Origin of the sequence: Pseudomonas sp. 5P_5.1_Bac1 (assembly GCF_025466015.1) — a bacterium.
GTDB lineage: Bacteria > Pseudomonadota > Gammaproteobacteria > Pseudomonadales > Pseudomonadaceae > Aquipseudomonas.
The window spans coordinates 18,408-44,635 of sequence record NZ_JANLNX010000106.1; the positions used below are offsets into that span (position 1 = coordinate 18,408).

Genomic DNA, 26,228 nt, shown 5'->3' on the forward strand with positions numbered 1-26,228 from the left:
TCAGTCCGGCAACTGGCTCAGCGCCGGCACCACCGGCGCTGACAGCTCAAGCTCACCGAACGAGGCGCTGGCGTCGACATAACGCAGCGCCGATTTCATGTCGCGCCAGCCGACGTGGCTCATCAGCGCCTTGGTGTCCCAGCCGTTGCTGCTGGCCCAGGTGGCGAAGCCGCGCCGCAACGAGTGGGCGCTGTAGGTCTCGGCGGGCAGCCCGGCGCCTTCGAAGATCCGCCGCAACAGCGCGATCAGGCTGCCGCTGTTCAGTGCTTCTTCACCGAGGTTGCCCCAGCGGTCGAGCTTGCGGAACACCGGCCCGCGGGCGATCCCCGCCACGCGAATCCATTCCAGGTACGCCTGCACCGGACACAGGCTTTTCAGCGCGGGCATGCGGTGGGTGACGCCGCGTCCCTGGCGATCGCCCTTGCTCTGCGCCAGGTACAGCAACATGCCGCCGCCGGCCTGGGCCTGGATGTGCTCGACGCGCAGGCGCGCCAACTCATCGCCACGAAAGCCGCGCCAGAACCCGATCAGCAAAAGCGCCGCATCCCGGCGGGCGCGCAGCAGCGCCGGCAACGCCTGCTCGCGCTGGGCCTGTTCGGCGCACTGTTGCAGGTGGCTGATGGTGCGTTGCAGATGGTCCAGGGTCAGCGGCGCGGCCTGGCGTTCCTGTGCCGGGTGCAGGGCGCGGATGCCCTTGAGCATCTGCCGCACCAGCGGCGCCTTGGTCGGGTCGGGAAAGCCCTGGCTGACATGCCACTGCCCCAGCGCGGCAAGGCGCTGGCGCAGGGTGTTGATGGAGTGTTCGCCGGCGAAATCCGCCAGGTAGCGGGCAATGCTGTCGGCGGTGGCGGGCAGAAAGCCGCCCCAGGTCACCTCGAAGTGTTCGATGGCCGAGCTGTAGCTGCGACGGGTGTTGTCGCGGACGGCGGCTTGCAGGTACTGGTCGATCGTGTTCATGGGGCGGTCTCGCGGAATTCACGAAGGATAGTCAGAAATGCCTGCAACACCGGCGACTGGTCGCCTTTGCGGTACAGGCAGATCAACTCGATCAGCGACGGCCGCCGACAGGCCAGCTCGCGATAAACCACCCCCGGCAAGCGCAGGTTGGTCGCCGCCCGTGGCACGACGCTCAGGCCCATGCCGCCGCCGACCAGGGCGATGGCGGTGGTGACGTCGGTGACTTCATGGGCGATGTGCGGCTGCGCACCGTATTCGCCGAACATCTCGCGGATCTGCAACGCCAGGCTGCTGCGCACGCCGCGCGGGTAGAGAATCATTGGCTGGTCGAGGATCTGCTCCAGGTCGATGCAGTCTTCGCCCGCCAGCGGGTGGCCTTCGCCGAGGGCCAGCATCAGCGGCTCCTGGCGCACTTCTTCCTGTTCGATATCCGGCTCGACCGGCACCAGGCGATTGAAGCCGATGGTCAGGCGCCGTTCGCGCAGGGCCTGGATCTGCGCGTCCTTGTCCATCGGGTGCAGCGAGATGTGCACGCTCGGGTAGGCCGCGGTGAAGCGCTTGAGCACCTGGGGAATCAGGTCGAGGATCGACGAACCGAAAATGCCGATGGCCAGGCTGCCGCGCTGGCCGGAGGAGAGCAGCCGCGATTCTTCGGCGGCGAACTGCAGCTCGCCGAGGATGCGCTGGGCATGGTGATAGAAGGATTCGCCGGCCTCGGTCAGCGCCACGCGCTTGGAGTTGCGCTCCAGCAACACCGCCGAGACGTTTTCTTCCAGTTGCTGGATCTGCCGGCTCAGGGCCGACTGGGAAAGGTGCAGGCGCTCGGCCGCACGGTTGAAATTGAGCGCCTCGGCAACGGCGACGAAGTAACGCAACTGCCTGATTTCCATCCGCAATGTCCCTGGCTGATTTATGCGACATTCAACAATGCATGAAACGCATCGTTCGGTGACTATACAGTATTGGACTGCATTGTTGCTCCACCGTACCTTGGCTTCACCGCCGCTGACCGCGGCAGGCCCAAAACGGCATCCATGGCAGGTACCCATGCAGTCAAATCAATTTGAATCCGTGAGTGACGAGCTGTACCGCGCACTCAAGCACAACCAGGCGATCGAGCCGCTCACCGCGCGCTTCCCGCAGATTACCCTGGAACAAGCCTACGCCCTGCAACTGCGGGTGTTGGCGCGGCGCCAGGAAGAAGACGGCGAGACCGTCATCGGCAAGAAGATCGGCGTCACCAGCGCGGCGGTGATGGCCCAGTTGAAGGTCGATCAGCCAGATTTCGGCCACCTCACCTCGGCGATGCTGCGCGAAGACGGCGCCGCCATCGAGGCCGCCAGCCTGATCGCACCGAAGGCCGAAGGCGAGATCGCCTTCCTGCTCAAGCACGACCTGTCCGGCCCGGGCGTGACCGTCGCCGATGTCCTGCGCGCCACCGAATGCGTGATGCCGTGCTTCGAGATCGTCGACTCGCGGATTCGCGACTGGAAGATCGCCATCCAGGACACCATCGCCGACAACGCCTCGTCCGGGCTGTTCGTGCTCGGTGACGCGGCGGTGTCGCCCCATGCCATCGACCTGTGCCTGACCGGCATGACCCTGGAACTCAACGGCGAAATCGCCCACACCGGCGCCGGCGCCGCGGCCCTGGGCCATCCGGCCAACGCCGTGGCCTGGCTGGCCAACACCCTGGGGCGCTTCGACATGGGCCTGAAGGCCGGCGAAGTGATCCTCTCCGGCGCACTGTCGGCCATGGTGCCGGTCAAGGCCGGCGACAACTTGCGCATGAGCCTGGGCGGCATCGGCTCGGCCAGCGTGCGATTCTTCTGAGCGACGGGGAAACCGACATGTCACTGAATACCCAGACCATCGAACACCTGGCGCGCCACCTGGAAAACGCCGAGCGTTCGGTCAGCGCGGTGCACAAGATCACCGACGATTACCCGGACATGGACTGGCAGGACGCCTATGCCATCCAGGACGCCATCCGCGCGATCAAGGAACAACGCGGCGTGCGCATCGCCGGCCTGAAAATGGGCCTGACCTCCCACGCCAAGATGCGCCAGATGGGCGTGATCGATCCGATCCACGGCTTTATCACCGACTACGGCTCGGTGCCCGAGGGCGGCACGATCGAGACCCGCGAACTGATCCACCCGAAGGTCGAGGCGGAAATCGCCTTTGTCACCAACCGGCCGCTGTCCGGGCCGGGCTGCCATATCGGCACGGTCCTGGCGGCCACCGAATTCGTCTTGCCCGCAGTGGAAGTGATCGATTCGCGCTATGAAAACTTCCGCTTCGACCTCAAGAGCGTGATCGCCGACAACACCTCCTCGGCGCGCTATGTGCTGGGCGGCCAGCCGCTGCCGGTGCAGGGCCTGGACCTGCGCAACCTCGGCGTGGTCATGGAGCGCAACGGGCGCATCGTCGCCACCGCCTCGGCCGCCGCGGTGCTCGGCCATCCGGCGCAGAGCGTGGCGATGCTGGCGAACATGCTCGGCGAGCGCGGCCGGGAAATTCCCGCCGGCACCCTGATCCTCACGGGCGGCGTCACCGAAGCGGTAGCGGTGGAAGCCGGCGACAACATCAACGTGCGCTTCCAGCATCTGGGTAGCGTGTCCATGCGGTTCGTTTGAATTCACGGGAGAGCATTCACCATGCCCATCATGCAGGTCCACCTTATTGCCGGACGCAGCGAGGAACAGAAGGCGCGCCTGATCGAAGCGCTGTCGGCGGCGGCGGTCGAGGCGCTGGATGCGCCGCTGGAGTCGGTGCGGGTCATCATCAACGAGATCCCCGCCAGCCACTTCGGCATCGCCGGGCAGACCGCCAAGCAACGCGGACGCTAGGGCTTTGAAATCCAGCCTCGCGGTTCCTGAACAATGACAACCACAGGGAATCCCATGAACGCAACCACGACACGCAGCAAAGTGGCGATCATCGGTTCGGGCAACATCGGCACCGACCTGATGATCAAGGTGCTGCGCCACGGGCATCACGTCGAGATGGCCGCGATGGTCGGCATCGACCCGGCCTCCGACGGCCTGGCCCGGGCCCGGCGCCTGGGCGTGGCGACCACCGACGGCGGCCTCGACGGTCTGCTCGCGCTACCGGGTTTCAAGGACATCGGCATCGTCTTCGACGCCACCTCGGCCCAGGCCCATGCCCGCCATAACCAGGTGCTGCAGGCCCACGGCGTGCGGGTCATCGACCTGACGCCGGCGGCGCTCGGCCCTTACGTGATCCCGGCGATCAACCTGGACGACCAGCTCGACGCCGGCAACCTGAACATGGTGACCTGCGGCGGGCAGGCGACCATCCCCATCGTCAAGGCGGTGTCCCAGGTCACGCGGGTGCATTACGCCGAGATCGTCGCCTCGATTTCCAGCCGCTCTGCGGGTCCCGGCACCCGGGCCAATATCGACGAGTTCACCGAAACCACCAGCCGCGCCATTGAGCAACTGGGCGGGGCCGAGCGCGGCAAGGCGATCATCATCCTCAACCCGGCCGAGCCGCCGCCGATCATGCGCGACAGCGTGTTCGTGCTGTGCGAGCCGGCGGACCGCGACGCGATCAGCGCCAGTGTCCAGGCCATGGTCGAGCGGGTGCAGGGCTATGTGCCGGGTTACCGGCTCAAGCAGGCGGTGCAGTTCGAGGACCTGGAGGTGCCGGTGAACGTGCCGGGGCTGGGTTGGCGGCAGGGGTTGAAAGTGTCGGTGTTCCTCGAAGTGGAGGGCGCCGCACATTACCTGCCGGCGTATGCCGGTAACCTCGACATCATGACCTCGGCGGCGCTGGCGTGCGCCGAGCGGATTGCCGCAAGTATTTGAATAACCTGCCCCCCCCCTGTAGGAGCGAGCTTGCTCGCGATGGCGCCAGATCAGACGTCACGCTCATCGCGAGCAAGCTCGCTCCTACAGGACCCACAACCATAACGACAACACGGTGGAGACACGGGCATGGACGACGGCTTTCAGGTGCGCCTGGCCAGTGGCGAAAGCTTCCGGGTGCAACCGCAGGAATCGCTGCTCGGCGCCATGGAGCGCCAGGGCCGGCATTGCATCGAAGTCGGTTGCCGCGGCGGGGGCTGCGGCGTGTGCAAGATCCGCGTGCTCGAAGGCGAGGTCCATCGCGGCCCGACCAGCACCGCGCGGGTCACCCCCGAGGAACGCGAGCAGGGCTATGCGCTGGCCTGCCGGACTTATCCGCGCAGTGACCTGCTGATTGAACAGACGGCTGACCCGGTACGCCGGGTCGCCAGGTGAATTCATAACAACGACAACAGGTGTTCATCATGAAGAAAGGCGTATTACGTCCCGGCCACGTCCAGTTGCGGGTATTGGACATGGCCCAGGCACTGGAGCACTACATCAACCTGCTCGGTCTGATCGAGACCGGGCGTGACGAGCGGGGCCGGGTCTACCTCAAGGCCTGGACCGAAGTGGACAGATTCTCCGTGGTGCTGGTGGAAGCCGACGAGGCCGGCATGGATTTCATGGCCTACAAGGTGAGCGACGAAGCGACCCTGGAAAGCCTCGAAGGCGAGCTGCGCGCCTGGGGCTGCACGGTGCGCAACCTGCCCGCCGGCGACCTGCTGGGCTGCGGGCGGCGGGTGCAGTTCGACCTGCCGTCCGGGCATGTCTTCGAGCTGTACGCGGACAAGGAATACACCGGCAAGTGGGGCGTCTCCGACTTCAACCCGGAAGCCTGGCCTCGCGGCCTGAAAGGCATGCGCGCGGTGCGTTTCGACCACTGCCTGCTGTACGGCGGCGAGCTGCAGGCCACCTACGACCTGCTGGTCCAGGTGCTCGGTTTCTACCTCGCCGAGCAAGTGGTGGACGACCAGGGCAACCGCATTGCCCAGTTCATGAGCCTGGCGACCAAGGCCCACGACGTCGCGTTCATCCAGCACGCCGAGCAGGGCCGCCTGCACCACGTGTCGTTCTACCTGGAAACCTGGGACGACGTGCTGCGCGCCGCCGACCTGATCTCCATGACCAATTCGTCGCTGGACATCGGCCCGACCCGCCACGGCCTGACCCACGGCAAGACGGTGTACTTCTTCGACCCGTCCGGCAACCGCAACGAGGTGTTCGCCGGGGGTGACTACAACTACCCGGACCACAAGCCGCAGACCTGGTCGGCGGATGAACTGGGCAAGGCGATCTTCTACCACGACCGCATCCTGAACGAACGCTTCCTGACCGTACTGACCTGAGGACTGTCCCCATGCAAGAGATCAAGCATTTCATCGACGGCGCTTATGTCGCCTCGGCCAGCGGCCGTACCTTCGACAAGCTCGACCCGAGCACCGGCGAGGTCTTCGCCAAGGTCCATGAAGCCGGCGAAGCGGAAGTGGACGCCGCCGTGCGCGCCGCCCGCGCCGCCCTCAAAGGCCCTTGGGCGCGGATGAGCGTGGCCGAGCGCGGCGCGATCCTGCACAAGGTCGCCGACGGCATCCTCGCCCGTTTCGAGGAATTCCTCGCCGCCGAGTGCCGTGACACCGGCAAGCCGCGCTCGCTGGCCAGCCATATCGACATCCCGCGGGGCGCGGCCAACTTCAAGGTGTTCGCCGACTCGGTAAAGAACGTCGCCGCCGAGACCTTCGAGATGGACACCCCCGATGGCACGGGCGCGCTGAACTATGCGGTGCGGCGCCCGCGGGGCGTGATCGGGGTGATCAGCCCGTGGAACCTGCCGCTGCTGCTGATGACCTGGAAAGTCGGCCCGGCGCTGGCCTGCGGTAATACCGTGGTGGTCAAACCGTCGGAAGAAACCCCGAGCACCGCCGCGCTGCTGGGTGAAGTGATGAACGCCGCCGGCGTGCCCAAGGGCGTGTACAACGTGGTGCAGGGCCTGGGCGGCAATTCCGCGGGCGCCTTCCTCACCGCGCACCCGGATGTCGACGCCTTCACCTTCACCGGCGAAACCGGCACCGGGGAAACCATCATGCGCGCCGCGTCTCACGGTGTGCGCCCGGTGTCGCTGGAGCTGGGCGGCAAGAACGCCGGGATCGTCTTCGCCGACTGCGACCTGGACAAGGCGGTGGAAGGCACGCTGCGTTCGGTGTTCGCCAACAGCGGCCAGGTGTGCCTGGGCACCGAGCGCCTGTATGTGCAGCGGCCGGTGTTCGACGCCTTTGTCGCACGCCTGAAAGCGGGTGCCGAAGCGTTGGTGATCGGCGCCCCGGATGACCCGAAAGCCACCCTCGGGCCGCTGGTCAGCCTGACCCACCGCGAGAAGGTCCTGTCCTATTACCAGCAGGCCCGCGACCAGGGCGCGACCGTCATCACCGGCGGCGGCGTGCCGGACATGCCGGCGGCGCTGGCCGGCGGTGCCTGGGTGCAGCCGACGATCTGGACCGGGCTGCCGGACGATTCGTCGGTGGTCACCGAGGAAATCTTCGGCCCGTGCTGCCACATCCGTCCGTTCGACAGCGAGGACGAAGCCGTCGCCCTGGCCAACGACACCCACTACGGTCTCTCGGCCACGCTGTGGACGGAAAACCTCGGGCGCGCCCACCGTGTCGCCGGGCAACTGGAGGCGGGGATCATCTGGGTCAATAGCTGGTTCCTGCGTGACCTGCGCACCGCCTTCGGCGGCAGCAAGCAGTCGGGCATCGGCCGCGAAGGCGGGGTCCATTCGCTTGAGTTCTACACCGAGCTCAAGAACATCTGCGTGAAACTCTGAGGCGCCCATGAACGGCAAGAAACTCTATATCTCTGACGTCACCCTGCGTGACGGCAGCCATGCCATCCGCCATCAGTACACCCTCGACAACGCCCGGGACATCGCCCGGGCGCTGGACACGGCCAAGGTCGATTCCATCGAGGTGGCCCACGGTGACGGCCTGCAAGGCTCCAGTTTCAACTACGGCTTCGGCCGCCATTCCGACCTCGAATACATCGAGGCGGTGGCCGATGTGGTCCGCCACGCGAAGATCGCCACGCTGCTGTTGCCGGGGATCGGCACCGTCCACGACTTGAAGGCCGCCTACGACGCCGGCGCGCGGGTGGTGCGCGTCGCCACCCACTGCACCGAGGCGGACGTGTCCCGCCAGCACATCGAATACGCCCGCGAGCTGGGCATGGACACCGTCGGTTTCCTGATGATGAGCCACATGATTCCGGCCGAGCAGTTGGCGGCCCAGGGCAAGTTGATGGAAAGCTACGGTGCCCAGTGCATCTACATGGCCGACTCCGGTGGCGCGATGAACATGCAGGACATTCGCGAGCGCATGCGCGCCTTCAAGGCGGTGCTGAACCCGCAAACCCAGACCGGCATGCACGCCCACCACAACCTCAGCCTCGGCGTGGCCAACTCCATCGTCGCCGTGGAGGAGGGCTGTGATCGCATCGACGCCAGCCTCGCCGGCATGGGCGCGGGCGCCGGCAACGCGCCGCTGGAAGTGTTCATCGCCGCTGCCGAACGCCTCGGCTGGAACCACGGCACTGACCTCTACACACTGATGGATGCGGCGGACGATATCGTCCGGCCGCTGCAAGACCGCCCGGTGCGGGTCGACCGGGAAACCCTCGGCCTGGGTTACGCCGGGGTCTACTCCAGCTTCCTCCGGCATGCCGAGGCCGCCGCCGCGCGCCACGGCCTGAAGACCCTGGACATCCTGGTGGAGTTGGGCAAGCGGCGCATGGTCGGCGGTCAGGAAGACATGATCGTCGACGTGGCGCTGGATCTCTTGAAAAAGGCCGGTTGAGGCCAACGGGAAACGCACATGAACAACAAGAACAATATCGATGTGGCCGTTGTAGAAAACCCCGGGGCGGCCGCCGTGCCGTCCCGCCAGCCGCTGACAGGCCTGCTCGGGCTGGCGCTGGTGGTGCTGGTGTCGTGGGCGGCGATCGGCAGTGTCAGCGCCGGATTCTTCGCCACCTGGGCGACGTTTTTCCTGGTCTGTTGCGTGCCGCCGCAAATCGTTTTGGCGATGGTCTGGCGCAACCAGTATCCGGGCTGGCTGAACGGGCTGGGCCAGCCGTGGCGGGGGCTCGCGCAACTGGCGCTGACCCTGCTCGCGGCGGCGCTGATCGCCGGCCTGGTGTTCGTCACTCAGGCGCAACAGGTCGGCCCGCCAACGCCATTCACCCTGATGTACGTGATTTTCTGCGTGCTGGTGACCTTCTGGCTGGTGCTGGTCTGGGAATGCTGGCCGCTGGCGGCGCTCGTGCGTCAGCCGTTGACGCTGGGGTTGGGCATTCTCGTCGTGGCGTACTTGCTGGGCTACGGGCTGTTCAGCCTGCTGTTCGACTTCTCGGCCCTGGCCGGGGCGCCGTTCTACCTCGATCGCCTTGATCCGCATGGCGCGTTGCCGGCGCTGGAGATACTGGCGTTCTCGGTGACCACCGTGGCCGTGACCTTCGCCTGCCTGTTGCTGGGTTTCTGGCCGGTGTCGCGGATCAGCGGACAACCCTGGGCCGGGCTCGCCCGCAGCGTCTGGGTGCTGCTGGTCAGCGCCGCGCTGTACTTCGCCGGCACTCGCGGGCTGGGCATCGAGCCGGTGCCGTTCATGGCTCGCGGGGCGATTGCCTTGCTGTTCGGGGTGCTGGTGCCGCTGCTGATGTTCGAGGGGCAGTTATTCGCCGGTCGGCCAGGGCGCGGTGTGCTGCAACTGCTGGTGGCGATTGTCGCCGGGGCGCTGCTGTCGTCGCTGTATTGGGCGTTGGCGCCGTGGCTCAGCGGACCGCTGGATAGCGGCGCGCCAGGTTACGCCCGGGAGTTCTGGCTGGCCTCGGCCTTGCTGGCGCTGACCTTCCCGCTGCTGGTGGTGCTCAGCCAGTTCCTCGATTTCTGGCCGCTGCGCCGGCGCTGATTCCGCGCTTTCCCATTTCCTCCTGAACGCCGTGGTGCACAGCCGCGCGGCTTGCGCGTGGGCGGCGTTCGCCCTGAATAAAGGACTCACCTCATGAACAACAAGATCCTGATCGCTGTTTCTGCATCGCTGCTGAGCGTGGCTACGCCGGGCTGGGCCACCGAGGGCGGTGGCTCGTCGTACCCGATGGGCGCGGAAAACTACATGTCCGGCGCCTTGCCGCCGCCGGGCTGGTACGCCCAGGTCTATGCCCAGCACTACGCGGCGGACGACCTGATGGGCAACGACGGCCACGCGCTGCCGCTGGACTTCCGCCTGCGCGCCAACGTTGTCGCCCCGCGCCTGGTGTGGGTGACCGAGGAAACCGTGTTGGGCGGCAGCCTGGCGTTCCAGACCATCGCTCCGCTGGTGGACCTGAGCGTGACCGTCAACGGCAACCGCGACCACCGTCGCGGCCTCGGCGATGTGATCTTCGGCCCGGCGCTGGGCTACCACTACAGCGACAAATTCCATGCCGTGTACGCGCTGGACATCATCGCCCCGACCGGCAGCTACGACCGCGACCGCCAGACCAATATCGGCCGCAACTACTGGGTGGCCGAACCGGTGGCGGCGTTCAGCTATGTCGACCCGAACGGGCCGAATCTGGACCTGAAACTGATGTACGACTTCAACGGCCGCAACCGCGATACCGACTACCGCTCCGGGCAGGAAGCGCATGCCGACTACGCACTGGGCTGGGGCTTGGGCAATGGCTGGGTGGTGGGGGTTGGCGGCTACATCTACCAGCAGGTCACCGATGACCGGCAGCACGGCGACCGGGTCGAAGACAACAAGGGCAAGGCGTTCGCCATCGGGCCCTCGATCAAATACAGCGATGCCTCGGGGTGGTTCATCACCGCCAAGTGGCAGCATGAAACCGATGTGCGCAATCGGCCTGAGGGGGATGCGTACTGGCTGAAATTGACGATGCCGTTGTAGAGAGCCGAGGCTTTCGCGACGGTTCGGGGCGCCGAACCATCGCGAAGTCGTCACTGTATGCCTACCGTCCAAGGTGCATATTCCAACGAAAACATCCCCTGCGCTTTCCCCGGTTCAAACCCCGGCATCTGGCTGAGGTCAAGCTTCATGCAGGCGCTGTTGAGCCGGCTTTGCAGGTCGCCGTCCAGCTTGAAGTCGTTTGGCCGCACTTCAGCGGGGATCAGGTACACCAGGCAACCGGTGGTCTTGCCCTTGGCGTCGGCCTGGTAGCTGGCCACCGCCACGCCAACGCTGTTCACCCGCTCGTTGCCGAGCAATTGCTTGCGGAAGTACGCGCGTTGCGCATTTTGCTGCAACCATGGCGCGGGCTGTGTGCTGCTGAAAGACACGCCTACCGGGGCAACCACTTCGACCTGGCCTTTTTCGTCGTACAGCGCGTCCGGCGCTGGGGGGAAGATCGCCCGCGAGCATTGCTGTTCGATGAACTGATCAAACGCCGCGCGGTTGGTGAACGGTATTTGCCCGGACATGCCTTGCGCCACTTTGGGACTGGCCGGCAAGGTCTCGCAGGCGACCGCGCGCCCTTCGCGGTTGACGATCAGACGCAGGCGCGTGGTGCCCACCTGATCCTGCAGAACGTTGTTGGCAATGGTCCGGCGCAGCGCGGTCTGGAAATCGCTCTGGAATTGCTGCATCACTTTCGGATCGACCTCCACCTTGGGTTTATCGGGGGAGGTGCTGCAAGCGCTGAGCAGAGTCAGGCCAAGGGCGAGGGGAATAAGGGCGGGGCGGTAGAAGCGGGACAGGCTGTTCGACACGAAACATCCTTGATAAGTACGCGGAAACGGTTGTGCAGGATACCTGTTTTTGCGGCCCATGGCTGGCCATGGACCGCTGGCCTGCCCATCACTCCTCCAGCACCTGCGGGCTGCCGCTTTCCACCACGAACCGCTTGAGGGTCGAGACGCTGGCCCGCGGGTCCAGCCGGTCCGAAATCGCCTGCATCTTCACCTCCAGCCGCTCCCGGTTCAGGTCCAGCGACAGGTAGCCCCGCGGCCGACTGTCGTAGAAACGAATCTGCGGATTGGCCGGCAGGATCGACTGGATCGCCTCGTAGCTCGGCCCGTTGGAGGTAATGGAGGTGCCGACGAATTCCGCCGCCACCAGCCGCGACGCCGGGTCTTCCGGCCGTTCGTACAAGTGGTTGGCCCAGAACGAGTGATAGTCGCCGCTGAGCACCACCGGGTTGGCCACGCGGCTGTCGCGCAGGTTTTCGATCAGGCGGCCACGGGCAGCCTGGTAGCCGTCCCAGTTGTCGGTCCAGTAGCGTGCTTCGCCGCTGTCCGGGCGCTGCGCGCGCAACGGTGCCACCAACAGGTTCTGCGCCAGCAGGTTCCAGCGTGCGTCGCTGCGCTTGAGGCCGTCGTACAGCCAGCGCTCCTGCTCGAAGCCGAGCAAGGTGCGTTTGGGATCGGCGAGGTCGAGGCAGCTTTCCACTTCCATATGGCCCTTGCCGAAGTTCGGCGCCTGGTAGCACGGCTGTTTCGAGCGGTACTGGCGGCCATCCAGCACCGGCAGGCTGGCCAGATCGCCCCAGGCGAAGCGGCGGTAGATCAGCGGGCTGCCATTGCTGCCCAGCCGTGGTCGGCGCAGCGGCAGGTTTTCCAGGAACGCCTGATAGGCCGCGGCGCGACGTTGCTGGAAACGGGCCACGTTGATGGCCGGGTCTTTGGAGTAGATCGACGAATAATCGTCCTGCACTTCATGGTCGTCCCACGTGGCGATCCACGGTGCGGCCGCGTGCAATTGCTGCAAGTCCGGGTCGCTGTGGTGCAGGGCGTAGCGGTAGCGATAGCCGGCCAGGTCGGTGGCTTCCGGCGCGTTGTACGAGCGGGCCAGCCCCGGTGTGCCGGGGGCGTTGCTGTACTCGTAGATGTAGTCGCCGAGAAACATCACCAGGTCCGGCCGTTCCTCGGCCATGTGCCGATAGGCGCTGAACAGGCCGCGCTCGTAATGGGCGCAGGAGGCCACGCCGATGCGCAAGCGCTCGGCAGGCGCGCCCAGCGCTGGCAGGGTCAGCGCCCGTCCCGCCGGGCCGCGCTCGCCCAGGGCGATAAAGCGGTACCAGTACTCGCGTCCGGGAGCCAGCCCACGCAGTTCGACATGCACGGCATGGCCGTTGAGGGCCAGGGCGTGGGTGCGGCCACGCTGGGCGATGCGGCGAAAATCCGCGTCGAGGGCGACTTCCCAGTCCACCGGAATGCTCGACGGCAGGTTCTGCTCGTTGCCGGGAACGGGCAGCCCCGCACTGAGACGGGTCCAGATGACGAAGCCGTCCGGCCAGGGATCGCCACTGGCGACCCCCAGGCTGAAAGGCGCGCTCACGCCGGCCAGGGCCCGGCCATAACGCAGCAGCAAGGGCGCCGCAGCGACGCCGGCCAGCAGGCGCAAGGCCTGCCGGCGGTGCAGATCACGGGTCATGAGTTCTCCTCAGAAGCTGTAGCCGGCCTGGACGCCGACCGAGCGCGGATCGCCGGGGGTGGCCATTTGCGCGTTGGAGAGGAACGAGCCGTGGTACAGGTCGTATTTCTTGTCGAACAGGTTGCGTGCCCACAGCGCCACCGACCAGTTGCCGCCCACCGGTTTCAGGCCGAGACGGGCGTTGGCCAGCCAATACGCCTCGGTGGTGGTGCCGTTACTGCCGGCGATGCTGTCGTGGTACGAGTAATCGCTCTGGGCGCTGAGGATGAAGCCGGGAATCTCCCAGACATACTCCACCTGGCCGCCGTAGCTGGTTTCGGGGAAGTTGCTCAGGCTGGAACCGGAAAAATCGGTGAACACCGGGTAGGCAAAATTGACCGCGCGGGTGGCGGTGCTGTTGAGCCCTTCGTAGTCGATGTACTTGCCTTTCTTGGTGCCGAAGTACTGGCCGATGGTCAGGCCCGCCAGGGGTTCCCATTGCAGCTCCAGCTCGTAGCCGTAGATCTTCGACTTGGGAATATTCACCAGGCGACCGACGTTGCCCACCTGCTGGCTGATCCACACCTGCGACTGGTATTGCTGGTCACGGTAGTCGTAATAGAAAGCCGCCGCGTTGAGCCGCAGGGTGTTGCTCAGGTCACTCTTGAAGCCCACTTCATAGGCCAGCAGTTTCTCCGGTTTGACCGGGGCGATCTGCTCGACATAGCTGGAGTTGTAGGCGGTGAAGCCGCCGGACTTGATGCCGCGGCTGACGGTGGAATAGACCAGGGTCGAGGGCGTCAGTTGATATTCCAGGCCGAGCTTCCACGAGGTGGAGTTGCTGTCCAGGTCGCTGTCGGCGGCGGGGAAGGTGCTCGGCCCGTAGCTGTAGGCGCCGTTGTTGACCAGGATGCGCCGGGTGCTGAAGTCGTTCAGTTCGCGGTTCTCCTTTTCCTGGCGCAGGCCGACGATCAGCTTGAGGTCATCGGTCAGGCGGTAGTCGCCCTGAGCGAACACGCCGTAGGTCTGCGAGCGTTGGCCGTAGGAGGTGAAGGTGCCGTAGCCGAGGTTGGCGCTGAAGTCGGAGTAGAACTCTTCGTCCAGGCGGTCCTTGGCGAAGTACAGGCCGGTCTGCCAGTTGAAGCGCTCGTTGCCGTGGGAAGCGAGGCGCAGTTCCTGGGAAAACACCTCGACCTGGGAATCGAAGAACTCGTCGGATTGCGGGATCTCCGATGCGTCCCAGTCGATGTATTCGCGGCGGCTGAACCTGTCCGAGGCGGTGACGCTGGTGAGGGTCAGGTGGTCGTCGAGGTCGAAGGTGCCGGTCAGGGCGAAGCCGGTGTTGTCGTTGTCGCGGTGCGGCTTGTCTTTCACCGACAGCCCGGTCAGCCCGGCGAAGCCCGGGGTCAGGCCCCAGCCGGTGTTCTTGCCGTTGTTTTCCGGGGCGATGGTGGCGTAGCGTCCGCCGTAGGTGGCGTTGGGTTTGAGGCCCTGATACAGGTACGAACCGCGGCTGTCGGATTTGTCCTGACCGCCGTGCACGGTGAGGTTGAAGTTGACGCTGTCGCTGGCGTCCCAGTCCAGTTGCCCGCGCAGCGAAGTGGTGTCCTTGTCGCCAAGGCTCTGCCCGGTGACGCGGTTGTCCTGCCAGGCGCCGCCCTGTTCGGTGATGAACGACAGGCGCCCGCGCAGGGTGTCGCTGAATGGCCCGGAGATGAAGCCTTCGACGCTGCCGGCATCGTAGGAGCCGTAGTTGCCGGTCAGGCCGCCGTGCAGTTCGCGGGTCGGCTTGTTGGTGATGAAGTTGATCGCGCCGGCGGTGCTGTTGCGTCCGTACAGGGTGCCTTGCGGACCGCGCAGAACTTCCACCCGCTCCAGGTCGAAGAGCTGGCCTTGGGTCTGGATCGGGTAGGGCAGCGCCACCTGGTCGAGGTAGACGCCCACGGTGGAGGTGTTGTTGCTGCCGTAATCCTTGAGGCCGACGCCGCGAATACGGAACAGCGGGTTGCCGCTGCCGTACTGCGGGGCGATGTCGAGGTTGGGCACGTAGTTCTGCAACTGGTTGACCGCGGTGACGCCCTTGTCCTGCAGGTCCTGGCCGCTGAGGGCGGTCAGCGCGATGCCGATGTCCTGGGCGGATTCTTCGTGGCGCTGGGCTGTGACGGTGACGCTCGGCAAGGCGGTGGTGGTTTCGGCATCAGTCTGCTGGCCGAAGACATCGCTGGCCAGCAGCGACAGCAGCGGCGCGCTGGCGAGCAGTAACGGGCGACGGCCGAGTGGGCGAAGTGGATGACGGTTGCGTAGCAGTGTGGGCATGGCGGGTATCCCTTGAAAAATGCGAGGCGAACGCCGGCTTCAGGGCCGGATCGCGTAAGGGCCGCTCTGTGAAGAGTAAGCAGACGAGCCAATAGCAAGCGCTATGCCATCATCGTTTTGTCATGATTCTGAAAGAATTTTTGCCAATTGGCGGGACGTGGAGCGGGGCGCGCGGTTGATTAGCAACAGTGCCCGGCGCAGGTTGTTGCGGAATCAGCAGGCTGTTCAAGCGGTTATTTTCTAATGCTTTTTTAATATTTCTGGCTATAAGCAAGCGCCAGTAGAGTACAGCCTTACCCACCAGACGCTGACACCGGGACATATTTGCCATGAGCGGTTCTCAGGGACATCTGAACCCCATCCTGACCTTGCCCCAGGGTGAGAAGGACCCGTTGTCGATCCGCGCCAAGGCGCTGGTCTTCGCCGATCCGCGCTCGCGCCAGTTGCTGGAATACCTGCAACGGGTCGGCCCGAGCGACGCGCCGGTGCTGATCAATGGTGAGACGGGCACCGGCAAGGAGTTGGTGGCGCGGTATATCCATGCCGCCAGCGGGCGCAAGGGCGCGTTCATTGCCGTCAACTGCGGCGCCATCAGCGAAAACCTGGCCGAGAGCGAGTTCTTCGGCCACGAAGCAGGCTCCTTCTCCGGGGCCACCGGCCGGCGTGCCGGCTGGTTCGAGGAGGCCGACGGCGGCACCCTGTTCCTCGACGAAATCGGCGACCTGCCGCTGCCGTTGCAGGTGAAACTGCTGCGGGTGCTGCAGGAGCAGGAAGTGGTGCGGGTCGGCTCGCGCAAGCCGGTGAAGATCGACATCCGCCTGGTGACCGCCACCAACGTCAACCTGGAACAGGCGGTGGAGGCGGGTAACTTCCGTCTCGACCTGTTCTACCGCATCAATGTCGCCCAGGTCGCAGTGCTGGCGCTGCGCGAGCGGCCGCTGGACATCCTGCCGCTGGTGGAGCACTTCCGGAAGCTCTACAGCGCGCGGCTGAAAATCAACGAACCGATGCTGTCGGAATCAGCGGCCCAGGCGCTGCTGGATTACCCGTGGCCGGGGAATATCCGCGAGCTGGAGAATGTCGTGCACCTGGCCTTGCTGGTGGCGGGCGACAAACCGATCCGGCCCGAGCACCTGAAATTCTCGGCGGGGCTCAGCGCCCTGCAGGCAGGGCCTTCAGGCGCGCCGAAGCTGCCGCAGGAAGTGATTCGCGAACAACTGCTGCGCCTGTTCGAAACCCCGGGGGACTCGTTGCTGCACGATATCGAGGACCTGATCGTGCGCGAGGCGTTTGCCCATTGCGGTTTCAACCAATTGCGCACGGCAGAATTGCTGGGGATTACCCGCAATGCCATGCGGACCTTGTTGGTGAACCATGGGATGTTGAAGGGGCGCTCCTCGAGCTGAGGTTGTTTTTGAGGGCGATGACGCCCTCAAGGCTGTCGAAGAATCACCCCTTGCGCCGCGCCCGTCCCGCCCCCAGCCGCCGCAACTGCGGCAACAATTCCGCGCCGAGGTGGATCGCTTCTTCCAGATGGGGAAACCCGGACAGGATGAAGCAATCGACGCCCAACTGATGGTATTCCTCGATCCGCTCCGCCACCTGCTGGTAGCTGCCCACCAGCGCGGTGCCGGCGCCGCCGCGCACCAGGCCGACGCCGGCCCAGAGGTTGGCCGACACTTCCAGTTCCCGCGCCCGTCGTCCACGGCCTTTGACCAGTTCGGTCTGGCGTGACTGACCCACCGATTCATACGCCGCCATCTGCACCTGGGCGCGGTCGATGGCTTCCTTGGGGATTTCGTCCAGCAAGCGCTCGACATGGCTCCACGCCGCGTCATCGGTGGCGGCGGCGAACACGTGCACGCGCAAGCCGAAGCGCAGCGTGCGGCCACCGGCCGCGGCCAGTTCGCGCATGTGGCGGATGCGTTCGGCGATCATCGCGGGCGGCTCGCACCACATCAGGTAGGTCTGGGCATGGGCGGCGCCGACCTGTTCGGCGGCACTCGATGCACCACCGAAATAGATCGCCGGCGCCTGCGCCCGCGGGTCGATCGGGCTGTCGCCGGCGCAGCGGTAGTAGCGCCCGTGATGGGGCTGGCGACGCCCGGCCCAGACCGCCTGGAAGGCTTGGAGAAATTCGGCGGTGCGGGCATAGCGTTCGTCGTGTTCGAGAAAATCGCCGAGGGAGCGCTGCTCGAAACGGCTGGAGCCGCTGACCACATGCAGGTCCAGGCGGTTGTCGCTGAGCAGTTGCAAGGTCGCCGCGCGGTGGGCGCTCCAGGCCGGCAGTTCGAGGCCCGGGCGCAAGGTCAGGAGAAAACGCAGGCGCCGCACTTCCTGGGCCAGCACCGCGGTGATCAACCAGGGGTCTTCGAAGCCGCTGGCGGTCGGCACCATGATGCCGTCGAAGGCGGACAGCTCGGCGGCGCGGACGATCTGCCGCAGGTAATCCAGGGTCGGCGTGCGTTCACCCTGCTGGAACAGGCCGACCTTGGGCAAGCCGCTGCTGGTCAGGTGGCGACCATCGCCGTTGGTGGGCAGGAACCAGTCGAGTTCGATCGGCGGGCGGCGTTCACTGGCCATGGTTCAGGCGCTCCTTGCGCAGGCCCTGCTCATGCAGCAGGGGCAGGATCCGTTCGCCAAAGCGCAGCACTTCGCTGACCGCCGGCTGACCCTGGATAACGATGTGTTCGATGCCCAGGCCATGCAGTTCCTGCAAGCGGGTCGCGATTTGCTGCGGCGTACCGACCAGGTACAGCGGCTGGCCGGGGTGCAGTTGCAGCAGGTTGGGGTGGATTTCGAAGCGGCGCAGCGGATGACGGTCGCGGGACAACCTCGGCAGCGCGGCCGTGGCCGGCAGCGCCTGGACATCCACCGCCAGGTGTTGGGCGGCGGCCTCCCAGGCCAGTGCTTCGCTGTCGCCCTGGATCAGGCCGAAGGTGCAGGCGAAACCTAAGGCCGGTTGTGCGCCGCGCAGGCGCTGGATTTCCTGTTCCAGCCAGGCCGGCGCCGACGGGCGCAGCAGGCAGGTGCCGGCATGGGCGGCGATCAGCGCGGTGTTCTGGCTGTCGTCCAGCAGCAGCGGTGGGGCCGGCAGTTCGCGGCGGGCGAAGCCGGCGTTCTCCAGTTGAAAGTAGCGCCCGCTGTAGTTGAAACCGGCTTCGCCACCGCCGAGCAGGCGCTGGAGAATGTCCAGGTATTCGCCGATCCGCTCGCTGCGCTGGTCGCGGTTGAGCCATTCGCCGAAGGCGTGGCGCAGGCTGTCGCGTTCGCTGTCAGGCAGGTGCAGGCGCACGCGGTTGGCGCTGATCGATTGCAGGCTCTGCAGTGTGGCGGCGAGTGCCGCCGGCAGTACCACTTCCGGCGGCACGCTAACGGTCAGGTGCAGGTGACGGGTATGCGCGCACAATGCCGCCGCCACGCCGAGGCTGTCGGCGCAGGGCGCGCCGCCGGGGATCCACAGGCCGTCGATGCCGGCGTACTCCACCGCCTGGGCCAACTGGATCCACTGGCCCGGCCGCGCGCCCCAGTCGCGGGCGCCATCTGGCCCGCAGAGCGGCAATTGCCAACTGAACTCAAGGGCCATGCACGGACTCCGCGAGGGTGAAGGAAACAGGGTGGGCCATCATCCCACCGCCGTCGGGGTCTGGGTAGCGCGGGGTTGCCAGCCCAGCGCCGGGGCGATCTCCCGGGCGATGATTTCCAGGCGCTTGAGCACCTGGGCCTGGGTCGAGCTTTCCGCCTGCACCACCACGATCAGGTAGTCGGCGTAAGGCAGCAGCGACGGGTCCTGGCGCAGGCTGTCGATCACCTCGTCGGGGTGGCCGTGGTGCACGTTCATCAGGCGCAGGTGTTCCTCCAGGTCGATGGCTTCGTCGATCAGGCCTTCGCGTTGCAGGCGCGGGATATGCCGCTCGATGTCCGGCGCCAGCTCGGCCTGGGCCGTGGCGCGGTCGTTGGCCGGGAACACCGCGCGCACCACGCCGATTCGCGGGGCGCGGTGAGGATGGTCCCAGGCCTGCAGATAGGCCTCGGCCAAGGGTTTTTGCACGGTCAGCGGATCGTGGGTGGCGGTGCCCAGCAGCAGGCCGTTGCCTTGTTGCGCGGTATAGGCCGCGCCTTCGACGCTGCCATGGGAATGCCACAGGCGCTGGCCCAGGCCGGGGGCGGGCGGTTGCAGGGTCTGCTCGCTGTCAGGGCTGGCGGGCTGGCCTTCGAGCAAGCGTTGCAGGCGCTGTTGATCGGCGCTGAAGCGCTGTTGCCGCTGTTCCGCGTCGCGGCCAAAGGCGCTGAAGCTGTCCAGGTTGGCGCCGCCGCTGCCCAGCCCCAATTGCACCCGGCCGCCGCTGAGTTGGTCGAGCACGCTGGCGTCTTCGGCCAGGCGCACCGGGTCTTCGAAGGGCAGCACGATGACCCCGGTGCCCAGCTCGATATGGCGGGTCCGTTCGGCCACTGCGGCGAGGAACAACAGTGGCGACGGCAACCGGCCGAAGCCGTTGCTCAGGTGGTGCTGGGCGATCCAGCCGCCGTCGAAACCGAGGGCTTCGGCGACGTCGAATTGCTCCAGCAAGTCGTTGTAGACCTGCTTCGGCTCTTCGCCGAAGGCGTGGGTGAGAAAGCCCAGCTTGAGCGGGCGTGAACGGGCGACGGTCATGACAGGGCAGCTTCCTTGACGGTGGTTGCGGCAGCGCGGCGCCAGCCCAGGGCCGGGGCGACCTGCTCGCTGATGATTTCCAGGGCGCGGATGGCGTCGCGCAGCGGCGTGCTCGCGCTTTGCACCTGGACGATCAGGTGGTCATGCACGCCCAGTTGCGGGCCGCCGCGCAGGCCGTCGACGATCGACTGCGCCGGGCCATGCAGCACGCCGAGGCGCGTGAGGGTTTCGCCGAAGTCAGCGTCCAGCGGGCCGTGGTAGACGCCGATGCTGTGCTGACGCTGGAGGTAGGTGTGGATATCGCGGCGCAGGGCGCTGTCATCGCCGCCGATGCCGGCGGTGGGGAACACCCCCTGGACCCGCGCCACCCGCGGCGGCGTGCCGTTGTCGCCGGTCCAGGCGGCGCGGTAGCGCTGCACCGCCTCGATACTGGCTTCGGCCGGCAGGTGCGGGTTGGGCGCCATGATCAGGCCGTTGCCGCGGGCCGCCACCAATTCCACCCGCGAGGTCGCTTCCCAGAGCCGGCCACCGAGGCCGGGGGACAGCGGTTGCAGGCGCAGCCCTTCGGCGTTCAGCGGCGCATTGCCGAGGGCCGCCTGCAGCACTTGCAGGTGGTTTTCATAGTCGCGGTGGCGTTGTTCGTGAGGCAGGCCGAAGGCGCGGAAGCTGTCCGGGTCGAAGCCCGCGCCGAGGCCCAGTTCCAGCCGGCCATTGCTGAGCAGGTCGAGCACCCCGGCGTCTTCCGCCAGGCGCAGCGGCAATTCCTGCGGCAGTACGATGATCCCGGTGCCGAGGGCGATGCGCCGGGTGCGCTGGGCCACCGCCGCGAGCAGCACCAGCGGCGAGGGCAGGCGCCCCTGTTCGCTGGCGAAGTGGTGCTGGGCGACCCAGCCGCTGTCGAAGCCCAGCTCTTCGGCGACCTGGAACAGCTCGAGGGTCTCGCGGTAGACCTTGGCGTCGAAATGCGGGTGATAGACCCGGTTGAGAAAGCCCAGGGAAAATCCGCCACTCATGGTCGCTGCTCCTGCGGGATCAGCGGCAAACCGGCCAGGGCCTTGGCCGCACCGGCCTGATCGCTGGACTCCAGCAGGCCGTTGAACGGGCTGATGGTCAGGTAACCCTTGGCCAGCCAGACCGCTTCGTCGTCTTGCTGGGCCGGGGTGGCCGGCGCGCTGTATTCGAAGCTGATACCGGGCTTGCCGGCGAGTTTCGGGAACAGTTTGCCGAGGTCGTCGGTGTAGCGCGTGTCGAAGCCTACGTAGCTGCCGATGCGGGTCAGGCGCACGCCTTTGAGGCTGGTGTCGGCGGGGAAGTTGATATTGAGGCCGAGGCCGGCCGGCAGCAGTTTGCCGTCGGGCTGGCGATGGCGGTCGAGGGCATCCACCAGCTTCACCACCTGGGCGGCGACGCGCTGCGGGTCCTTGTCCTTGAGGTCGGTGCTCACCGCCAGCGCCGGGTAGCCGGCGCGCACCGCGAAGCTGGCGGCGTTGAAGGTGCCGGAGGCGCTATTGATCGCGCCGACATTGTTGCCGGGGTTCGGCCCGACGATCACCAGGTCCGGTTGCGGCTGCACCTTTTTCAGGCCCATCAGCAGCGCCATGACCGGCGTGCCGCTGATCTCGATCTGCACCTCTTGCCCGGCGCAGGCGGCGCTGCTGCACAGGCCGGTTTCGTGGGTGCTGATGTAGTAGCTGTCGGGGTACGCCGGGTCGTCGTCGCGGCCGACGGTGACTTCCCGGCCATAGATAAAGGCGCCGCCACGGGCGCTTTGTTCGCTTTGCGGAGCGGCAATCTTCACTTGGTGGCCGGCGCTTTTCAGGGCGCTGTAGAGCGCGCGGATATTCGGGTGGCGATAGCCGTCGTCGTTGCTCAGCAGGATGTTCAGGGCGAAGGCCGGGCTCGCGGCCAGGCCGCACAGGGCCAGGACCAGGCAGGGCAGCTTGTTCATGCGCTGACCTCCGTCGCCGCGCTGAAGCGGTTGGCCGGGCGCGGCAGGCCGAGGTTTTCCCGCAGGGTGCGGCCCTCGTATTCGCGGCGGAACAGCCCGCGGGCCTGCAACAGCGGAATCACCTGATCGACGAAGGTGTCGATCGACCCCGGGAAATACGGGAAGAACACGTTGAAACCGTCGCAAGCGCGGGCCTGGAACCAGGTTTCGAAACTGTCGGCGATGTCCTCGGGCGTGCCGATCACCGGGTTGCCGCCGGCCAGGCGCAGGTACAACTGGCGGATGCTCAGGTTGTCGCGGCGGGCCAGTTCCAGCACGTGGTCGCGACGGCTGCCGCGCTGGCCGGGCGGGGTTTCCGGCAGCGGCCCGTCGAGGTCATGGCCGGACAGGTCGATGTCTTCGCCGAGGGTGTCGGCCAGCAGGCGCAAGCCCAGCACCGGGTCGATCAGCGCCTGGAACTCGTCGAACAGCGCTTGGGCCTGCGCGCGGGTTTCGCCGATGAAGGGGGTGACGCCGGGGAGAATCTTGATGTGCTCGGGGTCGCGACCCAGTGCCGCGGCGCGCTGCTTGATGTCCTGGTAGAAGGCTTGCGCCGCCGGCAGTTCGTGGTGCGAGGCGAAGATCACTTCGGCGACCCGCGCCGCCAGGGCCTTGCCCGGCTCCGAAGCGCCGGCCTGGACCAGCACCGGATGGCCCTGTGGCGGGCGGGCGACGTTGAGCGGGCCGCGCACGGCGAAATGCGCGCCGCGGTGATTGAGGGTGTGCAGCTTGTCCGGGTCGAAGTACTGGCCGCTGGCTTTGTCCCGCGGGAAGGCGTCGTCGTCCCAACTGTCCCAGAGGCCCTTGACCACGTCATGGAATTCTTCGGCGCGCTGGTAGCGGTCGGCGTGCTCGATGTGGGTTTCGCGGCCGAAGTTCCAGGCCTCGTCGGAGACCACCGAGGTCACCAGGTTCCACGCCGCGCGGCCTTTGGACAGGTGGTCGAGGGAGGCGAACTTGCGGGCGATATGGTACGGCTCGTTGTAGCTGGTGGTGGCGGTGGCGATCAGGCCGATGCGCTCGGTGACCGCGGCCAGCGCCGCCATCAGGGTCAGCGGCTCGAAGTGCTCGCCGCGGGCGGTGCGGCTCAGGGCGTCGAGGTGGTGTCCCCAGAGGGCGACCACGTCGGCGACGAACAGCGCGTCGAACTTGCCGCGTTCGGCGCTGCGGGCGATGGCCTTGAAGTGGTCGAAATCCAGGCTGGCATCGGCCTGGGCCAGGGGATGGCGCCAGGCCGCGACGTGATGGCCGCTGTTGGCCAGAAACGCGCCCAGCTTGAGTTGATCGGTACGGCGGGTCATGGAATCGGCTCCCGTGTTGCGACGAAAGCCCCGCCGGCGACGACGCCGGCGGGGCGGCGGGTCAGAAGTTGTAGCTCAGGCCGGTGTACCAGTAGCCACCGGTGGTGCCGTAGGGCGAGAAGTTGCCGTAGGGGAAGGCGCCCGAACTGCTCGGCAGGTTGGTGCGCTCCGGGTATTTGTTGAACAGGTTGTTGGCGCCGGCGGTGAGGGTCAGGGCCGGGGTCAGGTGGTAGTCGAGATTGAGGTCGGTGATCCACGCCGGCGAGAAGGTGCGGTCGTAGATTTCCACGGTGCCGTACTGGGTGTATTCGCCGTAGCGGGTCAGGTTGAGGCTCAGGTCGATCTTGTCGAAGGTCCAGGTCGCGCCCAGCAACAGCTTGGATTCCGGCAGGCCGTGCTTGAGGTTGCCCTGGCGCTGGCGGTCGTAGCCCCCGGTCGGGCCGAGCGCTTGCTGGGCCACGGACGAGGCGTGGATGTCGTCGATTTCGGTGGTGTTCCAGTTGAAGCCGAGGGTGTAGCGCAGGCCGCCCCAGGCGCCGAGGTTCTGCCGGTAGTCGCCGACCAGGTCGATGCCGCGGGTGGTGGTGTCGAGGGCGTTAGTGAAGTAGGTCACTGACTGGTTGGTGGCCAGGCCGGCGGCGGCGAGGATGGCGTTGATCTGCGGCGTGCCGCCGAGGTAGCCGGTCTGGGCGATGCGGTCCTTGATCTTGATCTGGTAGGCATCGAGGGTAACGCTGGTGGCGTCGCTCGGCTGCAGGGTCAGGCCGAAGCCGATGTTGGTGGATTTCTCCGGTTTCAGGGTGGTGGCGCCGAGGGCCTTGGCCACGGCGGAATCGACGGCGACGTTGCGGTAGTCGATCAGGTTGCCGTTGACGTTGCTCTGCGAGGTCGAGCTGTAGATCTGCTGGGCCAGCGACGGCGCGCGGAAGCCGGTGCTGAAGGTGCCGCGCACGGCGAGGATCGGGGTCAACTGGTAGCGGGTGGAGAACTTGCCGTTGCGGGTGGTGCCCGAGCCGTCGTTGTAGTCCTCGTAGCGACCGGCCAGGTCGACATGCCATTTGTCGGTCAGGTCCTGGCCGATCTCGGCGTAGGCGCCGAGGCTGGTGCGGCCTTTTTCGGCGGCGTCGGCCGGGGTGGTGCCGGCACCGGAGATGGTCCCCGGCGCGATCGGGTTGCCGCTGGCGCCGGTGGTGAACGGGCCGCTGGCGTAGGAGGCGTAGTCGCCCTTGCCGATCTTGTAGTTCTCGTAACGGTGCTCGAGGCCCCAGGAAATCTGCGTGGGTTTGTCCAGGCCAAGGTCGAAGGCGCGGGTCAGGTCGAGGTTGTTGGTCCACTGGCTGAAGGTTTTCACCCCGGTGTCCACCGAGGTCGGCGAGTTGGCGCCGTAACTGAGGTTGTAGGTGTGGCGCAGGGTGGCTTCGGCGTGGTCCTGGCCGTAAGTGGTGGACAGGTCATAGTCCCAGCCGGCGACATTGCCCTTGCCACCAAAGGCCACCTGGAAGTCGTTTTCGATGAAGCGCAGGGTGTCTTCCACGCCTTCCGGGAACGGCGTGGCGATGCCGTCGAAGCTGGCCGGCTGGTGGAACGCCAGCGGCTTCTCGGAGTTGCGCCGGGTGTAGGTGGAGAACGAATACAGGCTCAGGGCGTCGCTGACCGGCAGTTCGGCGTTATAGCCGAGGCTGAAATTGCGCGCTTCCGGCAGGCCGGTGCCGTAGTAGGTGTGTTGCAGGCTGGTGTTGCCGGCGCTGTCGGTGTACGGCGCCTTGTCCGAGCGGTCGGAGATCTTTTGCTGTTTCACATCCAGGGCGAGGTTGATGAAGCCGTCGTTGGGCAGGGCCAGGCCGACGTTGCCGGTCTGCCGCGTGGTTTCGCCGTCGCCGTTCTCGTAGTTCTGGCCGTAGGTGGTGGACACACTGCCGCCGTGGTCGGTCTGTTTCAGCACGATATTGACCACGCCGCCGATGGCGTCGGAGCCGTACTGGGCCGAGGCGCCGTCGCGCAGGACTTCGACGTGGTCCACCAGCGCGGTGGGGATGGTGTCCAGGTCCACCGGCTGCGAGCCGGAATTGAGGTAGGTGCCGTTGTTAAGCAGGGCGCTGTTGTGCCGGCGCTTGCCGTTGACCAGCACCAGCACCTGGTCGCCGTTCAGCCCGCGCAGGCTGATGGGGCGCACCACCGACGTCGAGCCGAAGCCCGACGAGGCCGGCTGGTTCAGCGATGGCAGCACCCGGCTGAGGGCACGGGTCAGGTCGCCCTGGCCGGTGGCGAGCAGTTGCTTGGAGGAAATCACATCCACCGGCGCCGGGCTTTCCGCCAGGGTGCGGGCCTGGCCGCGGTTGCCGATCACCACCACCGTGTCCAGCGGGTTATCGCTGTCGGCGGCCAGCACCGGGGTTGCCGCGTCGCTCAGGGCGAGGAACAGCAGGCTGAAGGCGAAGACTTTGTGAGGCGGCCGCAATCCGCCGAAATTCGAGGAACGCATGAGGGGCTTACTCCGATGAGGTCAGTAGGGGCGGCTTGTTGGGGCAAGCTCTGGTGATGGGGCAGGAGCAAGGGCTGTGCCAGTCGGGAAAGGGCTTTTAAAACAGGGGGTTGAGGCGGGGCGGCGAGGGTGGTTGGTGATTTTTCAGCGGTGGCGGGGGCAGGGTGTTGGTTTTTCTACAGTGATCAGGCCAGCGCGGACGTGTCGGGGCGCCGAGCCATCGTGATGAGCTGCACACCTGTCCCACATGGCATATGACTTGC

Annotated in this window: 23 protein-coding genes; 11 read left to right on the forward strand and 12 right to left on the reverse strand. The window is 66.4% G+C overall.

The annotated features are described in order from the left end of the window. Together NTD82_RS22710 and NTD82_RS22715 are read right to left on the reverse strand one after the other, a co-directional pair. Complete coding sequence (locus NTD82_RS22710; protein ID WP_262130349.1) at positions 1 to 957, reverse strand: site-specific integrase; 957 nt, start codon at positions 955 to 957, stop codon at positions 1 to 3. Further along, the gene (locus NTD82_RS22715) at positions 954 to 1,847 is read right to left on the reverse strand and encodes a LysR family transcriptional regulator (protein ID WP_095158443.1); all 894 of its coding nucleotides are present in this window, start codon (positions 1,845 to 1,847) and stop codon (positions 954 to 956) included. The genes NTD82_RS22710 and NTD82_RS22715 overlap by 4 nt, the downstream gene beginning before the upstream one ends. A 157-nt stretch (positions 1,848 to 2,004) precedes the next feature. Between NTD82_RS22715 and NTD82_RS22720 the strand changes: the two genes are divergently transcribed. From NTD82_RS22720 to NTD82_RS22765, 10 genes are all read left to right on the forward strand, one after another. After that, entirely contained in the window at positions 2,005 to 2,790 is a 786-nt protein-coding gene (locus NTD82_RS22720; RefSeq protein ID WP_262130350.1) for a fumarylacetoacetate hydrolase family protein, read from the forward strand. A gap of 17 nt (positions 2,791 to 2,807) precedes the next feature. Beyond that, positions 2,808 to 3,596, forward strand: coding sequence for a 2-oxo-3-hexenedioate decarboxylase (dmpH, locus tag NTD82_RS22725; RefSeq protein ID WP_095158445.1), 789 nt, complete (start codon positions 2,808 to 2,810; stop codon positions 3,594 to 3,596). A gap of 21 nt (positions 3,597 to 3,617) precedes the next feature. Then, positions 3,618 to 3,809, forward strand: coding sequence for a 2-hydroxymuconate tautomerase (locus tag NTD82_RS22730; protein WP_095158446.1), 192 nt, complete (start codon positions 3,618 to 3,620; stop codon positions 3,807 to 3,809). 54 nt (positions 3,810 to 3,863) lie between these two features. Next, positions 3,864 to 4,790 carry an acetaldehyde dehydrogenase (acetylating) gene (locus NTD82_RS22735; protein WP_262130353.1) on the forward strand — a complete coding sequence of 309 codons (927 nt, stop codon included), beginning with the start codon at positions 3,864 to 3,866 and terminating at the stop codon, positions 4,788 to 4,790. Between the two features lie 129 nt (positions 4,791 to 4,919). Beyond that, complete coding sequence (locus tag NTD82_RS22740) at positions 4,920 to 5,225, forward strand: 2Fe-2S iron-sulfur cluster-binding protein (protein WP_095158448.1); 306 nt, start codon at positions 4,920 to 4,922, stop codon at positions 5,223 to 5,225. Between the two features lie 29 nt (positions 5,226 to 5,254). Beyond that, positions 5,255 to 6,178 carry a catechol 2,3-dioxygenase gene (locus NTD82_RS22745; RefSeq protein WP_262130355.1) on the forward strand — a complete coding sequence of 308 codons (924 nt, stop codon included), beginning with the start codon at positions 5,255 to 5,257 and terminating at the stop codon, positions 6,176 to 6,178. An 11-nt stretch (positions 6,179 to 6,189) separates the two neighbouring features. Then, positions 6,190 to 7,650, forward strand: a complete 1,461-nt coding sequence (locus NTD82_RS22750) for a 2-hydroxymuconic semialdehyde dehydrogenase (protein WP_262130357.1) — start codon at positions 6,190 to 6,192, stop codon at positions 7,648 to 7,650. 7 nt (positions 7,651 to 7,657) lie between these two features. Further along, positions 7,658 to 8,674, forward strand: coding sequence for a 4-hydroxy-2-oxovalerate aldolase (gene dmpG / locus NTD82_RS22755; protein ID WP_262130358.1), 1,017 nt, complete (start codon positions 7,658 to 7,660; stop codon positions 8,672 to 8,674). Between the two features lie 18 nt (positions 8,675 to 8,692). Next, the gene (locus NTD82_RS22760; protein ID WP_262130359.1) at positions 8,693 to 9,784 is read left to right on the forward strand and encodes a hypothetical protein; all 1,092 of its coding nucleotides are present in this window, start codon (positions 8,693 to 8,695) and stop codon (positions 9,782 to 9,784) included. Between the two features lie 93 nt (positions 9,785 to 9,877). Further along, positions 9,878 to 10,765 carry a transporter gene (locus tag NTD82_RS22765; RefSeq protein WP_262130360.1) on the forward strand — a complete coding sequence of 296 codons (888 nt, stop codon included), beginning with the start codon at positions 9,878 to 9,880 and terminating at the stop codon, positions 10,763 to 10,765. A gap of 50 nt (positions 10,766 to 10,815) precedes the next feature. Here the strand turns inward: NTD82_RS22765 and NTD82_RS22770 are convergent, their stop codons facing one another. From NTD82_RS22770 to NTD82_RS22780, 3 genes are all read right to left on the reverse strand, one after another. Further along, positions 10,816 to 11,583, reverse strand: coding sequence for a hypothetical protein (locus tag NTD82_RS22770; RefSeq protein WP_262130362.1), 768 nt, complete (start codon positions 11,581 to 11,583; stop codon positions 10,816 to 10,818). A gap of 88 nt (positions 11,584 to 11,671) precedes the next feature. Next, positions 11,672 to 13,246, reverse strand: coding sequence for an alkaline phosphatase D family protein (locus NTD82_RS22775; protein WP_262130364.1), 1,575 nt, complete (start codon positions 13,244 to 13,246; stop codon positions 11,672 to 11,674). A 9-nt stretch (positions 13,247 to 13,255) separates the two neighbouring features. Further along, the gene (locus NTD82_RS22780; RefSeq protein WP_262130366.1) at positions 13,256 to 15,541 is read right to left on the reverse strand and encodes a TonB-dependent receptor; all 2,286 of its coding nucleotides are present in this window, start codon (positions 15,539 to 15,541) and stop codon (positions 13,256 to 13,258) included. A 329-nt stretch (positions 15,542 to 15,870) separates the two neighbouring features. On the opposite strand from NTD82_RS22780, the gene NTD82_RS22785 reads away from it, so the two are divergent. After that, positions 15,871 to 16,947 (forward strand): sigma-54 interaction domain-containing protein, encoded by a 1,077-nt coding sequence (locus NTD82_RS22785; RefSeq protein ID WP_262130367.1) that lies wholly within the window; start codon positions 15,871 to 15,873, stop codon positions 16,945 to 16,947. A gap of 43 nt (positions 16,948 to 16,990) precedes the next feature. Here the strand turns inward: NTD82_RS22785 and NTD82_RS22790 are convergent, their stop codons facing one another. The 7 genes from NTD82_RS22790 to NTD82_RS22820 form a co-directional block, all read right to left on the reverse strand. Beyond that, a complete protein-coding gene (locus NTD82_RS22790) occupies positions 16,991 to 18,124 on the reverse strand; it encodes an LLM class flavin-dependent oxidoreductase (protein ID WP_095158457.1) in 1,134 nt (377 codons plus the stop codon). Further along, positions 18,114 to 19,127: an LLM class flavin-dependent oxidoreductase gene (locus tag NTD82_RS22795; RefSeq protein ID WP_262130369.1), complete on the reverse strand. Its 1,014-nt coding sequence runs from the start codon at positions 19,125 to 19,127 to the stop codon at positions 18,114 to 18,116. Before NTD82_RS22795 ends, NTD82_RS22790 begins: the two co-directional genes overlap by 11 nt. Before the next feature lie 39 nt (positions 19,128 to 19,166). Then, on the reverse strand, positions 19,167 to 20,195 hold the full coding sequence (locus tag NTD82_RS22800) for an LLM class flavin-dependent oxidoreductase (protein WP_262130370.1): 1,029 nt from the start codon (positions 20,193 to 20,195) through the stop codon (positions 19,167 to 19,169). Further along, complete coding sequence (locus NTD82_RS22805; protein WP_262130371.1) at positions 20,192 to 21,208, reverse strand: LLM class flavin-dependent oxidoreductase; 1,017 nt, start codon at positions 21,206 to 21,208, stop codon at positions 20,192 to 20,194. Before NTD82_RS22805 ends, NTD82_RS22800 begins: the two co-directional genes overlap by 4 nt. Further along, a complete protein-coding gene (locus NTD82_RS22810; protein WP_262130373.1) occupies positions 21,205 to 22,143 on the reverse strand; it encodes a 5'/3'-nucleotidase SurE in 939 nt (312 codons plus the stop codon). Before NTD82_RS22810 ends, NTD82_RS22805 begins: the two co-directional genes overlap by 4 nt. Continuing rightward, on the reverse strand, positions 22,140 to 23,483 hold the full coding sequence (locus NTD82_RS22815) for an LLM class flavin-dependent oxidoreductase (RefSeq protein ID WP_095158462.1): 1,344 nt from the start codon (positions 23,481 to 23,483) through the stop codon (positions 22,140 to 22,142). The genes NTD82_RS22810 and NTD82_RS22815 overlap by 4 nt, the downstream gene beginning before the upstream one ends. Before the next feature lie 61 nt (positions 23,484 to 23,544). Beyond that, positions 23,545 to 25,965: a TonB-dependent receptor plug domain-containing protein gene (locus NTD82_RS22820; RefSeq protein WP_262130374.1), complete on the reverse strand. Its 2,421-nt coding sequence runs from the start codon at positions 25,963 to 25,965 to the stop codon at positions 23,545 to 23,547. Positions 25,966 to 26,228 lie beyond the last annotated feature (263 nt).